Source organism: Aeromicrobium sp. CnD17-E (assembly GCF_024124745.1).
GTDB lineage: Bacteria > Actinomycetota > Actinomycetes > Propionibacteriales > Nocardioidaceae > Aeromicrobium.
Map to the genome: position 1 here is coordinate 1 of NZ_JAMXRU010000078.1, position 15291 is coordinate 15291.

The 15291-nt window shown below is 73.2% G+C and carries 13 protein-coding genes and 1 pseudogene; 4 read left to right on the forward strand and 10 right to left on the reverse strand.

The window, feature by feature from the left end; translation table 11 throughout:
- Positions 1-401, reverse strand: a 401-nt coding sequence (locus NH339_RS13510) for an FAD-dependent oxidoreductase (RefSeq protein ID WP_253026190.1), incomplete at its 3' end; no start/stop codon positions are given.
- Positions 398-742, reverse strand: a complete 345-nt coding sequence (locus tag NH339_RS13515; RefSeq protein WP_253026192.1) for a bifunctional 3-phenylpropionate/cinnamic acid dioxygenase ferredoxin subunit — start codon at positions 740-742, stop codon at positions 398-400. The genes NH339_RS13515 and NH339_RS13510, both read right to left, overlap by 4 nt.
- 187 nt (positions 743-929) lie before the next feature.
- On the opposite strand from NH339_RS13515, the gene NH339_RS13520 reads away from it, so the two are divergent.
- The 3 genes from NH339_RS13520 (at position 930) to solA (ending at position 5536) form a co-directional block, all read left to right on the forward strand.
- Positions 930-1730: an IclR family transcriptional regulator gene (locus NH339_RS13520; RefSeq protein WP_253026194.1), complete on the forward strand. Its 801-nt coding sequence runs from the start codon at positions 930-932 to the stop codon at positions 1728-1730.
- Positions 1731-1848: 118 nt separating this feature from the next.
- Positions 1849-4347 carry an FAD-dependent oxidoreductase gene (locus tag NH339_RS18920; RefSeq protein WP_253026196.1) on the forward strand — a complete coding sequence of 833 codons (2499 nt, stop codon included), beginning with the start codon at positions 1849-1851 and terminating at the stop codon, positions 4345-4347.
- Between the two features lie 31 nt (positions 4348-4378).
- A complete protein-coding gene (gene solA, locus NH339_RS13530) occupies positions 4379-5536 on the forward strand; it encodes an N-methyl-L-tryptophan oxidase (RefSeq protein WP_253026198.1) in 1158 nt (385 codons plus the stop codon).
- Between the two features lie 9 nt (positions 5537-5545).
- On the opposite strand, the gene NH339_RS13535 is transcribed toward solA, so the two are convergent.
- The 6 genes from NH339_RS13535 to NH339_RS13560 form a co-directional block, all read right to left on the reverse strand.
- Positions 5546-6841: a nitrate/nitrite transporter gene (locus NH339_RS13535; protein ID WP_253026200.1), complete on the reverse strand. Its 1296-nt coding sequence runs from the start codon at positions 6839-6841 to the stop codon at positions 5546-5548.
- A gap of 304 nt (positions 6842-7145) precedes the next feature.
- Positions 7146-7937, reverse strand: a complete 792-nt coding sequence (locus NH339_RS13540; RefSeq protein WP_253026202.1) for an ABC transporter permease — start codon at positions 7935-7937, stop codon at positions 7146-7148.
- Entirely contained in the window at positions 7934-8737 is an 804-nt protein-coding gene (locus tag NH339_RS13545) for an ABC transporter permease (RefSeq protein WP_253026204.1), read from the reverse strand. The genes NH339_RS13540 and NH339_RS13545 overlap by 4 nt, the downstream gene beginning before the upstream one ends.
- On the reverse strand, positions 8737-9564 hold the full coding sequence (locus NH339_RS13550) for an ABC transporter ATP-binding protein (protein ID WP_253026206.1): 828 nt from the start codon (positions 9562-9564) through the stop codon (positions 8737-8739). Before NH339_RS13550 ends, NH339_RS13545 begins: the two co-directional genes overlap by 1 nt.
- Before the next feature lie 7 nt (positions 9565-9571).
- Complete coding sequence (locus NH339_RS13555) at positions 9572-10639, reverse strand: ABC transporter substrate-binding protein (RefSeq protein WP_253026208.1); 1068 nt, start codon at positions 10637-10639, stop codon at positions 9572-9574.
- 122 nt (positions 10640-10761) lie between these two features.
- Complete coding sequence (locus NH339_RS13560) at positions 10762-11238, reverse strand: nucleoside deaminase (protein WP_253026210.1); 477 nt, start codon at positions 11236-11238, stop codon at positions 10762-10764.
- Positions 11239-11346: 108 nt separating this feature from the next.
- Here NH339_RS13560 and NH339_RS13565 point away from each other — a divergent pair, with 108 nt between their 5' ends.
- Positions 11347-12258, forward strand: coding sequence for an XdhC family protein (locus NH339_RS13565; protein WP_253026212.1), 912 nt, complete (start codon positions 11347-11349; stop codon positions 12256-12258).
- Positions 12259-12270: 12 nt separating this feature from the next.
- Here the strand turns inward: NH339_RS13565 and NH339_RS13570 are convergent, their stop codons facing one another.
- Together NH339_RS13570 and NH339_RS13575 are read right to left on the reverse strand one after the other, a co-directional pair.
- On the reverse strand, positions 12271-15045 hold the full coding sequence (locus NH339_RS13570; protein ID WP_253026214.1) for a molybdopterin-dependent oxidoreductase: 2775 nt from the start codon (positions 15043-15045) through the stop codon (positions 12271-12273).
- Positions 15042-15291, reverse strand: a pseudogene (locus NH339_RS13575) (oxidoreductase); the annotation flags it as partial. The pseudogene NH339_RS13575 and the gene NH339_RS13570, both read right to left, overlap by 4 nt.

Genomic DNA, 15291 nt, shown 5'->3' on the forward strand with positions numbered 1-15291 from the left:
AGGACGTGCGCACCGGGCACGTGGTCGCCGAGCCGCACGGCGTCGGCGCCCGTCGCGACGACGACGTGGTGGGCGCGCCGCTCGGTGCCGTCGGCCAGCAGCACGCGGTGCGGCACACCCGCGGCACCCGGCTCGAGGCCGACCGCACCGACACCGCGCTCCCAGGCGACGTCGAGCGGCGCGTCGGGGTCGTCGAGGGCAAGGTCGGCCGCGCTGACGCTGCCGCCCAGGAAGGCCTTGGACAGCGGCGGTCGGTCGTAGGGGGCGTGCGCCTCGGCACCGAGCACCGTGATGGCGCCTCGGTGCCCGAGCCGGCGCAGCGCGGAGGCGGTGTGGAAGCCGGCCAGGCCGGCGCCGACCACGACGATGTCGCTCATGGGGTCGCTCACGGGGTCGCTCATGCGAAGGTCACCCCGGGCGGCAGGTTCGGCGCGGCGGTGCTCAGCTGGACCCACACGTCGCCGTCGCGCACCTCCGCCACGTGCACGCGCACGGGCTTCTTCGCCGGCTGCGTGTCGACGTCGCCGGTGAGCAGCGAGAAGGTGCTGGCGTGCAGCGGGCACTCGACCCGGCAGTCCTCGACCCAGCCGGCCGCGAGCGACGCGTCCTGGTGCGTGCAGGTGTCGTCGATCGCATGGACGGTGCCCTCCTCGGTGAGGAAGACGGCGATGGGCGGCACGACGGAGTCGATCCGCAGCCCCTCGCCGGGCACGAGGTCGGTCACGGCGCAGACCCGGTGCATCGCTCACCCCTCCCAGTCGTGTGATGGTGCAGTGGCATGATCGTGTATGTTGCTGACAGCGCAACACATGTTCTGTATGCACAACACGGTGCAGACGGGTCGGCCCCTGCGTCAAGCCCGGACGCGCCGATCGACGAACATTTCACCTGCGCGAAATACGCTCATCCGTCCGACCGGAAGGACCGCCGTGAACGACACCGAGCCCGGCCTCGTCCAGTCCGTGGACCGCGCCGCCGCGATCCTCGAGCTGCTCGCCGACGGCGGCACCGTGGGGGTGAGCGAGCTGTCCCGTGCGCTCGACGTCCACCGGTCCACGGCCTTCCGGCTGCTCGCGACCCTGGAGGCCCGTCACCTGGTGGAGCAGGTCGAGCACCGCGGCGCCTACCGGCTCGGACTGGGCGTCCTGCGCCTCGCGGGCGCCGTGAGCACACGCATCGACCTCGCCCGCGACGCCCAGCAGGCGTGCGAGGCGATGGCGCGCCGGCTCGACGAGACGACGAACGTGGCGATCCTCGACGACGTCTCGGCCGTCAACATCACGCAGGCCATGGGCACGCAGATGGTGGCGGTCACCCGGCAGTACGTCGGCCAGCGCACGCCGCTGCACGCGACCTCGACGGGCAAGGTCCTGCTGGCCCACGCGGGCGACGACCTGCTGCAGCAGGTGCTCGCCGCCGGCCTGGAGGGCTACACCGACCGCACCCTCACGCGTCCCGACGACCTCGTCGAGGAGCTCGACCGCGTCCGTCGCCGCGGCTGGGCCAGCGCCGACGCCGAGTGGGAGGCGGGCACGTGTGCCGTCGCCGTCCCCGTGCGCGGCGCGGACGGACGGGTCGTGGCGGCCCTGTCCGTCACCGCGCCGGACTTCCGCATGCCGGCGTCGGGCTTCGCCGACCTCGCTGCGGTCCTCGCCGACGGCGCCGAGGAGCTGGGGCTGCGCTGGGGGACGGTACGACCGGCCCACCGACCGGGCGCCCCCGTCGACTGACCCCTGTTACGGGCAGGTGAAACCTGCCGGACGGCGTTGCCCCCACGACCGACGCCGTCCTACGCTCGTTGCGTCCTGCAGATCAGTGTTGCGTTGAACGCAACAGAGGGGAGCTCGGGTGCCCTATCCCCAGCCGCGCGTCGTCGTGATCGGTCTCGGCGTGGTCGGCGCCGCCCTGGCCGACGAGCTGACCCTGCGCGGTCTGCGTCGGGTCACGGTCGTGGACCAGGGGCCGCTGTACGAGACGGGCGGCTCGAGCTCGCACGCCCCCGGCTTCGTGTTCCAGACCAACGGCAGCCGGGTGATGAGCCTGCTGGCCCAGCGGACGCTCGACAAGCTCGACGGGCTCGACGTCGACGGCGCGTGGGTGAGCAAGCGGGTCGGCGGCCTGGAGATCGCCCGCACCCCTGAGCGGCTGCGCGAGCTGCGTCGCCGGCTGGGGTTCGCGACGTCGTGGGGCGTGGAGGCCTCGCTCGTCGGACCCGACGAGTGCGCCGCCCTCTGGCCCGGCCTCGACCCCGACACCGTCCTCGGCGGGCTGCACACGCCCACCGACGCCGTCGTGAAGGGTGTGCGCGCCGTGCAGTGGCAGGCCCGCCGCGCCGAGGCCGCGGGCGCCACCATCCGGCCGCTCACCCGCGTGGTCGGGCTGCGGACGCAGGGCGGCCGCGTCACCGGGGTCGAGGTCCTGCCCGTCCCCGCCGCTCCCGACGCGCAGCCGGACGTCATCGGCGCCGACGTCGTCGTCAGCGCCGCCGGGCTCTGGGGCCCCGGGCTGGCGCGCGACCTGCTCGGCTTCGAGCTGCCCATGATGCCGATGGCCCACGGGTTCGGGTGGAGCGAGCCGCTGGCCGCCCGCGCGTCGGTCGACGAGGCGACGGAGGTCGTCCGTCCGATGCTGCGCCACCAGGACGCCGGGATGTACCTGCGCGAGTGGGGCTCCACGATCGCCATCGGCGCCTACGACCACCGGCCGCTCCCCGTCGAGGACCCGCAGATCGCCAGCGCCGACGAGTTCGCCGCGACCGGCGTGCACCCGGCGATGCACCCGTTCACCCCCGAGGACTACGAGCCGACCTGGAAGGAGGCGCAGACGATCGTGCCCGAGCTGCGCGACGCCAGGCTCGACGTCGGACGCAGCTTCAACGGCATCTTCTCCTTCACGCCCGACGGGGGCCCGATGCTCGGGCCGGTGCCCGGCGTCGAGGGACTCTGGCTGGCCCAGGCGGTGTGGGTGACGCAGTCGGCGGGCATGGCCCAGGTGGTCGCGGACTGGCTGACGACGGGCGACCCGGGCATCGACACCCACGGCCTCGACTTTCGCCGCTTCGACCCCGCCGTCGTCAGCCACGCGCACACGGTCGAGCGCGCCAGCGAGGCCTACGACGAGGTGTACGACGTCGTGCACCCGCGCGCGTCGACGGCGCGGATGCGCGGTCTGCGGACGCCTCCGTTCCACGACCGGCAGCGTGCCCTGGGCGCCGTGCTCGGCGAGGCCTCCGGCTGGGAGCGGCCGCTGTGGTTCGAGGCCAACGCCGACCTGCCGCTCCCCGACGAGCCCGCGCTCCGGCTGGACGACCGCGACGCGTGGGCGGCGCGGCACTGGTCGCCGATCGCCGCGGCCGAGGCCCGCGCCACCCGCGAGCGGGGGGCGCTCCACGACATGTCGCCGCTCCCCCGAGCGCGGGTGAGCGGCCCCGGCGCCACCGCCTTCCTGCGCCGCATGCTCACCAGCGACGTCGACCGAGCCGTCGGCCAGGTCGTGTACGGGCTGCTGCTCGACGAGTCCGGCGGCGTGCTGTCCGACGTGACCGCCGCCCGGCTCGGTCCCGAGGAGTACCAGCTGGGCCTCAACGGTCCGCTCGACCTCGACTGGCTGCGGGCCCACCGGCCCGAGGGCAGCGGCGTGCAGGTGCACGACGTGACCACCGGGCACTGCGGTCTCGGGCTGTGGGGCCCGCGCTCGCGCGACGTGCTGGCCGCGCTCGCCGACACCGACGTCAGCGACGCGGCGTTCCGCTACTACACCGCCCAGCGGTTGCGCGTGGCCGGCGTCCCCGTCCTCGCGATGCGGCTCAGCTACGTCGGCGAGCTCGGGTGGGAGCTGTACACGCCGGCGGAGTTCGGCGGCCGGCTCTGGGACGTCCTGTGGGAGGCCGGCGCCGAGCACGGGATCGTCGCGGCGGGTCGCCGCGCGTTCGAGAGCCTGCGGCTGGAGAAGGGCTACCGGCTGTGGGGGCACGACGTCACGCGCGAGCACGGGCCCGACGAGGCCGGGCTCGGGTTCGCCGTGCGGATCGGCGCACGCGACGTGGTGGGAGCCGCCGCGCTCGCCGCCCGCACGAGCACGCAGCGACTCGTGTGCCTCACCCTCGACGACCCCGGCACGGTGCTGCTCGGTCACGAGCCGGTGCGGTCCGGCGACGCCGTCGTCGGGTACGTGACGAGCGCCGACCAGGGCTACACGTCGGGCACGTCGATCGCCTACGCCTGGGTGCCGAGCGCCCTCGCGACGGTGGGCACCGCGCTGGACGTCGAGTACCTCGGCGTGCGGCACGCGGCGACGGTCACGGCCGAGCCGATCGTCGACCCGCAGATGACCCGGCTGCGCGGCTGAGCCGCCGCACCCCTCCTGGAAGGATCCCGCCATGGACCACTACGACGTGATCGTGCTCGGGGTCGGGTCGATGGGCGCCGCGGCCTGCAACGCCCTGGCCGACCGCGGCGTGTCCGTGCTCGGCCTGGACACCTACACCCCCGGCCACGCGCACGGCGCGCACCACGGCGGTACCCGGATCATCCGGCAGTCGTACTTCGAGGACGCCGCCTACGTGCCGCTCCTGCGGTCGTCGTACGCCGGCTTCCGTCGGCTCGAGGAGGAGTCGGGCCGCGACCTCATGACGCTGTGCGGCGGGATCTACGTCGGCGATCCCGGGAGCACGACGTTCGCCGGCAGCCTCGCCGCGGCACAGGAGCACGGCCTCGACCACGAGGTGCTCACGGCCGAGCAGGTGCACGAGCGCTTCCCGTCGATGACCCCCGCCCCCGACGCCCTCGCGCTCTACGAGGCCGCGGCCGGCTACGTGCGGCCGGAGGAGACCGTCGTCGCGAACGCCGAGGTGGCGGCGCGCAAGGGGGCGACGCTGCGCTTCGGCGAGCCGGTCACCTGGTGGGGCGCGACGCCGGGCGGTGGCGTCGAGGTCGTGACGCCGCAGGGTCGCTACGGGGCCGACCGGCTCGTCGTCTCCCCGGGACCGTGGGCGCCCGAGGTCCTGGCCGACCTGCAGCTGCCGCTGTCGATCGAGCGCATGGTGTTCCACTGGTTCACGCCCGACACGAGCACCGTGCCCTACGAGCGGTGGAGCGACGCCCACCACCCCGTCTACATCGAGCAGACGCACGGCAACCACCAGATCTACGGCTTCCCCATGACCGACGGGCCGGACGGCGGCTTCAAGCTCGGCTTCTTCCGCGTCGGCTCACCCACCACGGCCGCGACGATCGACCGGGTGGTCCGCGAGGAGGAGAACGACCGGATGCTCGAGCGCGCCCGCGAGCTGTTCCCCCTGCTCGGCCGACCCGTCGTGGAGGCCAAGACCTGCCTGTACTCGGTGACGCCGGACGAGCACTTCGTCGTCGGGCAGCACCCCGGCCACCCGCAGGTGAGCGTGGCGTGCGGGTTCAGCGGCCACGGGTTCAAGTTCGTGCCCGTGATCGGCGAGATCCTCGCCGATCTCGCGACCACGGGCACGACCGACCACCCCGTCGAGCTGTTCGACCCCCGACGACCGGTGCTCGCGGGCTGAGCGGTCGCGTCAGGCCAGCCGACCGCGCCAGTGCTCGCGTGCGTCGGGGTCCTCGGCGAGCAGCTGCCCGCGCGTGCGGCGGCGGTAGCGCCAGATCTGGGTGAGGCCGACGGCCCACAGGACGTACTGCACGGACATCGCCCACCGGAACGCCCCGGGCGCGTAGTCGGTGCTGGCCCCGGGCGTGCGCCAGTCGAGCACGAGCCCGATGGCGACGACGAGCAGCAGCGACGCCACGAAGCCGCCCTGGTTGATGATCCCGGTGGCGGCACCGAGGCGGTCGGGCGGGTTGAAGGAGCGGCCGAGGTCGAACCCGACCATCGACGCCGGGCCGCCGACGCCGACCACCACGACCAGCAGCACGAGCAGCCAGCTCGGGGCGGTGCCGGGCCACACGAGCACCACCGTCCAGACGGTGACGATGGAGCAGACGATGCCCAGCACGATCGTCGAGCGGTGCCACGGGTCGCGGGTGATCGCCCACGCCAGCACCGGTCCGGCGACCATGACGGCGAGCACGAGGATGGTCAGCAGGGCACCCGCCTGCGCCGAGGTGCGACCCTCGCCGCGCACGAAGAACGGGTACCCCCACAGCAGGCCGAGCGTCGTCGCGCTGAACTGGGTGGTGAAGTGGACCCAGAAGCCGAGCCGCGTGCCGGGGTGGCGCCACGACGCGGCCAGGCTGCTGCGGACGGTCGTCCACGACAGCGGCGCGCCGAGCACGTGGGGCGAGCCGGGCTCGTCGTGGACGACGACGAGCAGGACCACCATGAGGACCAGCCCGAGCGAGGCGGCCGCGAGGTAGGTGGGCGTCCAGCCGAGCTCGCGCAGCGCCCAAGTCATCGGCACGGCGGCCACGAGCGCGCCGAGCTGCCCCAGGACGCCGGTGAGCTGCGTGACGAGCGGGATGCGTCGCGACGGGAACCAGGTGGTGACGAGCCGCAGGACGCAGACGAAGGTCATCGCGTCGCCGAGGCCGACGAAGACGCGCGCCACCAGCGCCACGGCGAACGTGTCGGCGAGCGCGAACGCCGCCTGGGCGAGGGTCAGCACGACCACGCCGATGGTGAGGATGCGGCGCGGCCCGAACCGGTCGAGCAGGAGCCCGACGGGGATCTGCATGCCGGCGTAGACGACGAGCTGCAGCATGACGAAGGTCGACAGCTGGGCGGCGGAGATGCCGAACCGCTCCGTCGCGGCGAGCCCGGCGACCGCCAGCGACGAGCGGTGGAAGACGGCGAGGAAGTACAGCGACAGCCCGGTGAGCCAGACGGCGACCGGCCCTCGTCTCGTCGTCGCGCTCACTCGCCCCAGTATGCGCCTGGCCGACGGGCGTCCCGGCGGGGGTGCCGGGCCGTGGGCGGCGGAGAGCCTGGCGGGGGTGCCGGGCCGTGGGCGGCGGAGAGCCTGGCGGGGGTGCCGGGCCGTGGGCGGCGGAGGACGTTGACGTGGGGCCCCACCCAAACCGGCTCCGCCCACCGCAACCACCCGCCCGAACCGCACGCTTGGGTGGGGCCCCACCCAAACCGGCTCCGCCCACCGCAACCACCCGCCCGAACCGCACGGTTGCGTGGGGCCCCACGCAAACGTGCGGGCGGGTGGGGTGGGGTCAGGCGCGGCCGGCGTTGCGGCCGTAGCGGGCGAGCACGAAGGTCTCGGCCAGCTGCGCCAAGGCGTAGCCGATCACGGAGACGAGCGTGACCACGACGACGAGCGACCAGAGCTTGTCGTACTGGTACAGCGCGAGTGCCTGGTTGACCGCCTTGCCGACGCTGTCGGTCGTCGTGAAGTACTCGGCGATGAGCGCGCCGGTGATGGCGCCCGGCACCGAGATCCGGATGGCGGCGAAGATCGACGGCAGGGCCGTCGGGAACGCGACCCGACGCATGACGTCCCACGACGACCCGCCGTAGACGGTCACCACGTCGTGCATCTGGGGCGTCACCGACCGCAGCCCGTACGCGATGTTCACGAGGGCCGGGAACAGCACGACGATGCCGCTCATCACCGCGACGCACCAGAACCCGTTGCCGAACAGCAGGGTGATGATCGGAGCGAGGGCCACGAGCGGGACGGTGCGCACGATCATGACGACCGGCATGGTGGCGGCCTCGACGCCCGACCAGAGCACCATGACCGTCGCGAGCACGAACGCGGCGGTCAGCCCGGCGACGAAGCCGATGCCGGCGTCGATGACGGTCTGGCCGAGCGCGCCGAGCACCTCCGCGCGGTTCGCGGCGGCGTCGTCCTCGGTGAACAGGTAGGCGACGACGTCCTGCGGCAGCCGGGTGGTGAGGTCGCTGACGCCGGTGAGGGTGACGAGCGCATACCAGGCGCCGATCGTCGCGGCGAGCACGACGAGGACCGTGAGCAGCGGCCGGGCGACCGCGAGGACCTTCACGAGGCCGCTCCCCGCGACCACGGCGCCACGACGCGACCGAGCAGCCCGAGCAGGGCGTACGCCAGGCCCGAGACGAGGGCGCAGCCGATGCCGAGCGACCACGCGAGCGCGGTCTCCCGGTTGTTCTGGCTGAGGATGAGCGACGGCCCGACGCCGATCTCGAGGTGCCGGTCGAAGTACTCGCCGAGCAGCGCCCCGAGGAAGGCGGCCGGTGCCGCGATCTGCAGCGTCGTGAAGAGCGCCGGCAGCGCGGCGACGGCCCGCACGCGCAGCAGCTGCTGCAGGCGGCTGCCGCCGTAGACCTCGACGACGTCGAGCGTCGCCTGGTCGGCCGCGCGGAACCCGAGCACGGCACCGACGACGGTCGTGAAGAACACCGACACGGCCGCGAGGTCGATGGCGGTCGCGGACAGCCCGCCCTTCTCGGGGATCTCGTGCACCGTGATGAGGATCGGCGCGAGCACCACGATCGGCAGGCAGTAGGTGATGACGGCGAGCTGCATGACGATGGGCTCGATGAACGGCACGAGCAGCACGAGCACGGCGACGGTCAGCGCGAGGGCGACACCGACGAGGTAGCCGTACAGCGACTCCTCGAGCGTGATCGAGAAGACGGTGCGGTAGTAGTCGAAGCCGCGGTCGGCGAAGGTCGACAGCACCTCGCCCGGCGTCGGCACCTGGAAGCGCGCGAGCACGGTCGCCGCGACGAGCCACCAGAGCGCGACGGTGCCCACGAGGCCCGCCGCACCGATCCCGAGCGTCCTGGTGCGCTCGGGCGAGAGCGACAGGGAGGTGCTCATCACTCGACCGCCGCCCCGCCGGCACCGAACAGCAGCTCCGAGGCCTGGTCGTGCAGGGCGTGGAACTCCGGCGTGCGCATCATCTCCGGCACGCGCGGACGCGGCAGGTCGACGTCGATGACCTCCTTGATGCGGCCCGGTCGCGGGCTCATGACCGCCACCTGGTCCGACAGGAAGATCGCCTCGGAGATGCCGTGCGTGACCATGAGCGTGGTCGCGGGCTTCTCGGTCCAGATCCGCAGCAGCTCGACGTTCAGCCGCTGGCGGGTCATGTCGTCGAGCGCGCCGAACGGCTCGTCGAGCAGCAGGACCGAGGGCTTGACCACGAGCGAGCGCGCGATGGACACCCGCTGGCGCATGCCGCCCGAGAGCTGCGCGGGCTTGGCCTTCTCGAAGCCCTGCAGGCCGACGAGCGCGATGAGCTCCTTGACCAGGGCGTCGTCGGGCTGCTCGCCGGAGACCTGGAAGGGCAGGCGGATGTTGGACTCCACCGACCGCCACGGCAGCAGGGCCGAGTCCTGGAAGGCGATGCCGAGCTCGTGGTCGCGCCGCAGCTCGGTGGGCGACTTGCCGTCGACGGTCGCGCGGCCGCTCGTCGGCTTCTCGAGGCCGGCCAGGATGCGCAGGATCGTCGACTTGCCGCAGCCCGACGGGCCGAGCAGGGACAGGAAGCTGCCCTTGTCGGTGTGCAGGGTGGCGTCCGTGAGGGCGACCACCTCCTTGCGCCCGACGGAGAACGTCTTCGACAGGTCCTGGATGTGCAGGCCGGTGCCGGCGGTGGGGACCGTCAGGGCCCCACCGCCGGCCGGCGTCGTCAGGTTGCTCACGCGGTCCTCACTTGGCGAGCTCGGGCTTCTCCTTGAGCAGCTCGGTCAGCGGCTCGAGGTCGAACAGGTCGTCGGCGGAGATGTCGATCCCCGCCGCCTTGAGCGACGTCAGGTTGGCCTGCACCAGGTCGTCGCTGATCGTGAAGATGCCGTTCTTGGCGGTCTCGTCGGTGTTGACGAGCAGCTCGCACTGCTGCTTGGCCTGCGCGATCTCCTTGTCGAGCTCGAGCGGCGGGTCGATGTCCTTGCCGTAGGTGTCGACGGCGAGCTTCGCGCCCTTCTCGTACCCGGCCTCGCCGTCGCAGGCGTCCTTCCAGCCCTTGATCTCGGCCTCGAGGAACGCCTTGACGTAGTCGGGCTTGTTCTTCAGGGTCTCGTCGGTCGTGATGATGCTCTCGGCGACGAACGGCAGGTTGTTGTCGGCGAAGGACAGGTCGACGGTGTCGAAGCCGTGGCTCTTGACCAGCAGCGACTCGTTGGTGACGTAGGCGACGAGCCCGTCTATCTGCTTGTCCTCCAGCGGGGCGACGTCGAAGCCGTTCGGGACGATCTCGACGTCCTTCTCGTCGATGTCGTTCGCGGCGAGGAAGGCCTTGAACAGGCTGAGGTTCGGGTCCTGGACACCGATCTTCTTGCCGATGAGGTCCTGCGGCGTCTTGATGTTGCCCTTGTCGGCCAGCGACAGGATCGAGAACGGGTTCTTCTGGTACGTCGCGCCGATGATCTTCAGCGGGAAGTCGGAGTTGGTGATCGCCGAGGCGGTCGAGACGGCGTTGCTGAGGCCGAAGTCGGCCTTGCCGGTGGCGACGATCTCCTCCTGGGCGACGGGCCCGGCGAGGAAGGTGGTCTTCCCGAGACCGGCGTCCTTGTAGTAGCCGGCGCTGTCGGCGATGAACTCGCCCGCGAACTCGGCGTTCTTGATCCAGGAGAACTGGACGGTCACGTCTCCGAGGCCGTCGCCCGACGACTCGTCCGCGGAGTCAGAGCTCGAGCCGCACGCGGACAGGGCGAGGGCGGCGGCCGAGAGCACCGCGGCGACACGCACGCTGGTTCCTCGGCGGATGGACTGGTTCATGACTGTGGCACTCCCTGGCTCGAGCAGCGTGCGCTGCTGACGATGAAACCCCCGTTACAGACCGAGACGTTAGGAGCGTCGCGTTCCGCTCCTGACGCAGCAGGATTACGCCTGCGTAAATCTCAGTAGGCCGTGCGCGCGGCGTGGCTCAGCCACGCGTCGAAGGGCGACGACGCGTCGGCCGTGCGGGTCGCCTCGACCGTCGTGCCCCACGTCGCGCGGTCGCGCGAGAAGAGCTCGTAGAACTCGCGGTCGTCGAACCCGCCGCGGGCCGCGTCGTCGCGGTCGGCGGCGAACACGACCCGGTCGACTCGCGACCACAGCGACGTCGCGAGGCACATCGGGCAGGGCTCGCAGGAGGAGTACAACGTCAGTCCTGCCAGGGAGAAGTCGCCGATCGCCCGGCACGCGGCCCGGATGGCGACGACCTCCGCGTGGGCGCTCGGGTCGAGGTCGCGGGTGACCCGGTTCTGCCCGGTGGCGACCAGCTCGTCACCCTTGACCAGCACCGCGCCGAAGGGTCCGCCGCCCTCGGCCACGTTCTGCGTGGCGAGGTCCACGGCCAGTGCCAGCCACGTCGCGTCCTGCTCGTCGGTCATCGTCGACTCCCTCTCTCGTGCTCCTGCCGGGGATCGTCGCAAGAGGGTGTTTCGTGGGCGTTTCTCCACCGTCCCCGCGATGAAACACTTGTCCCGCAGGCTGGGTTCGTGCTCGACATCGCCCCCACCCTCCGCACCTGGACGACCGAGGGTCGTCGCGTCGCCGTCGCCACCTTGGTCGCCGTGCACGGCAGCGCGCCGCGCGCGGTGGGCGCGGCCCTTGCGGTCGACGACACCGGCCGCGTGGTCGGCAGCATCTCCGGCGGGTGCGTCGAGGGCGCCCTCGTCGCCGAGTGCGAGGAGGTCCTCGCAGGCGGGCCGACGCGGCGACGCACCTACGCCGCCGGCGACTGGCTGGAGCCCGGCCTGATGTGCGGCGGGACGATCGAGGTGCTCGTGTGCGACCTCGCGTCGCTCGACGAGGAGCAGTGGCACCAGGTGGAGCGCGCCGCCGGCGGGCGGTCCGCGACCCTGACGCTCGCGGGGACCAGCCTCTCGGCCCACCGACCGCCGGAGCTCGTCGTCGTCGGGGCCGTGGAGTTCGCCGTGGCCCTGTGCGCGCTGGCCGCACGCGCCGGCTTCGCGGTCACCGTGCTCGACCACCGCGCGACGTTCGCGACCAAGGAGCGCTTCCCGGACGCGACGGCGGTCGTGGTGTCCGACCTCGCGGACTGGTGCGCGGAGCGCACGTGGTCGCCCGACGACGCCGTGTGCGTGCTCGGGCACGACCTCGAGCGCGACACGGCCGTGCTGGCGTCGGCACTGGAGGGCGGCGCCGGCTACGTCGGCGCCATGGGCTCGCGCGCCACGCACGAGCAGCGCGTGCGCGCGCTCGAGGGCGTCGACGTCGCCCGGCTGCGCTCCCCCATCGGTCTCGACCTCGGCGGCTCGAGCCCCGAGCACACCGCCGTGGCGATCCTCGCCGAGGTGCTGGCCGTCCGTCACGGCGGCTCGGCGCAGCCGCTCTCCGCCACGACCGGCCCCATCCACCAGGCCCCCGCAGGACGCGGCCGGTCCTGACGATCGATCGACCTACCCCTGGCGCGCCGGGCCCGGCGGCGCGTCGGACCCCGTCTGCGCGAGCCGCCAGACCCGGTCGCGACTCATCGGCAGCGTGCGCGGGCGGGCACCGAGGGCGTCGGTGATCGCGTTGGCGAGGGCGGGGGCCACCGGGTTGTACGGCGCCTCGCTCATGGACTTCGCGCCGCGCGGACCGAGCTCGTCGTGGGTGTCGGCGAAGAGCACCTCGGTCGTGGGCACGTCAGCCATCTGCGGCACCCGGTAGGACCGGAAGGTGCGCGTGACGACGTGCCCGTCCTCGACGAGCACCTCTTCCTGCAGCGCCGACCCGATCGCCTGCGCGACACCGCCCTCGACCTGGCCGCGCAGCTGCTCGGGGTTGATGACGACGCCGGCGTCGGCCGCGTGCACCGACTGCAGCACCCGCACCTCGCCCGACGCGGGGTCGACCGCGACCCGGAAGCCGTGGACGTTGAAGGCCACCGAGCGCGGAGTCCCGTCGTGGGTGCCCTCCGCCGACAGCCCGTCGGGCACGACCTCGCGGAACGTCAGGAGCGACCCGTCGAGCAGGCGCACGCCGTCGCGCTCGAGCGTGCAGTGCCCGCGGGCGACCCCGGCCGAGCGGGCCGCGAGCGTGAGCAGCTCGGCGTGCAGCCGCTCGGCCGCCACGTGGACCGCCTTGCCCGCCACGACCGAGCCGGCCGACCCGTAGGCGCCGGTGTCGTAGCCCGACGTGGCCGTGTCGCTCTGGCGCACGCGCACCCGGTCGGGCGTCGTGGCCAGCTCGGTGGCCGCAAGCTGGACGTGGACCGTGGTCGTGCCGTTGCCGAACTCGGCCGTCCCGACGGAGACGGTGTAGCGACCGTCGGCGTCGACCGCGACGGCGACGTCGGTGAAGTGCCCGCGCGGCGGGATGGTGGCGATCATGGCCATCGCGACGCCGCGCCCCGTCGGCCAGCCCTCGGGCGCCACCTCGCCGCGACCCGACGCGAGCGCCTCGTCGACGAGGTCGAGGCACTGGTCGAGCCCGTACGAGCCGTACTCCAGGTCGTCCTCCTCCAGCGCCGTCACCACGAACGGGTCGCCGGGCACGACGGCGTTGCGACGCCGGAGCTCGACGGGGTCCATCCCCAGCTCGGCCGCGAGGTCGTCCATGGCCGACTCGATGCCGAACATGACCTGCCCGAGGCCGTAGCCGCGGAAGGCGCCCGACGGGAGCTGGTGGGTGTAGACCGCCTCGGCGTCGACCCGCTTGTTGGGGCAGCGGTACTGCGCGACCGACTCGTGGCAGCCGTGGAACATGACGCCGACGGCGTGGTTGCCGTACGCGCCGGTGTCGGACAGCACGTCGAGCTTGAGCGCCGTCAGGTGCCCGTCGGCGTCGGCGCCGAGGGTGACGCCGACCCGCATGGGGTGGCGGCACGGCACGATCGTGAACTGGTCCTCGCGGCTCAGCTCGTACTGCACGGGGCGTCCGGTGCGCAGGACGGCGAGCCCGATGACGTCCTCGACGAGCATCTCCTGCTTGCCGCCGAACCCACCGCCGACCCGGGCGGCGAGCACCCGCACCCGCTCGCGCGGCAGCGAGAGCACGTGGGCGAGCTCGTCGCGCACCAGGAACGGCACCTGCGTGCTCGTGCGCACCACGAGGGTGCCGTCGTCGGCCAGCCAGCCACGCCCGCCGTGCGTCTCGAGCTGGGCGTGCGAGACCCGCGACGTCTGCCACGTGCCCGACACGACGGCGTGGGCCGAGGCCAGGGCCGCCTCGACGTCGCCGTGCTCGTCGTGCAGCTGGGCGACCACGTTGCGGGTGGGCTCGGCGATGCGCGAGACGACCGGGTCCTTGTCGCCGTGCACGAGCGGCGCCCCGGGCCGTCGCGCCGCGTCGGGGTCGAGGACCGCGGGCAGCACCTCGTACTCCACGTCGACGAGCCGGCAGGCCTCCTGCGCGGTGGCGACCGTCTCGGCCACGACCACCGCGACGCGCTGGCCGGCGAACCGCAGGACCGGGTCGAGCAGGCGCGTGTCGTCGGGGTCGTCGAGCCGGCTCTGGTGGCGGCCGGTCGAGTAGAGGACGTCGGGCGCGTCGTGGTGGGTGAGCACCAGGTGCACCCCGGGCAGCGCCTCCGCACGCGACGTGTCGATCGAGGTGATGCGCGCGTGAGGGTGCGGGCTGCCGAGCACCGCGACGTGGAGCAGGTCCGCCGGCGCCTCCAGGTCGAGCGTGAACGGCTCCTGCCCGGCCACCACGCGGCACGCCGCCGGCGCGGCGACCGAGGCGCCGAACGCCTCCCCCGCCGCGGCCTCGCCGACGTTGGCCCGGCCCGCGAGGGCGTCGCGCACCGAGCGGTAGCCGGTGCAGCGGCACAGGTTGCCCTTCATCGAGCGGCACAGGTCGTCGTGCGCGAGCCCCTCGGGCAGCGTCGAGGCGGTGACGACCATGCCCGCCGTGCAGAACCCGCACTGGAACCCGGCCGCGTCGACGAAGCGCTGCTGCACGGGGTGCAGGTCGTCGGGCGTGCCCAGGCCGGACGCCGTCGTGACCTCGCGACCGGCGGCCCTCACGGCCGGGAACACGCACGCGTGGGTCGGGTCGCCGTCGACCAGGACGGTGCAGGCACCGCAGTCGCCGGCGTCGCAGCCCTTCTTGACGTCGAGGCGGTCGTGGTCGCGCAGGTAGGTGCGCAGGCACTGGCCCGGCGTGGGGGCCGTGGTGACGCTCGCGCCGTTGACCCGCACCTCGAACGCCCCTCCCTCGACCGGCCTGCTCTCGATCGCCCTGCTCATGCCAGCTCCTCCACGACCTCGAGCGCGCAGCGCAGGGTCTGCGCGGCGCGCCAGTCGGGCGCGCCGTGCGGGTCGTCGTACCAGTGGTCGATCGCGGCGACCGCGGTCGCGACGTCGGACTCCGTGGGAGCCACGCCGAGGTCGAGCACGTGGGGGCGGTGGGTCGAGGCGGTCACGCTGACGTGCACGCCGCCGTCCGGCTCGCGCCGGCCGACCAGCACCGCGCCCGAGCGGCCCATGGGGGTG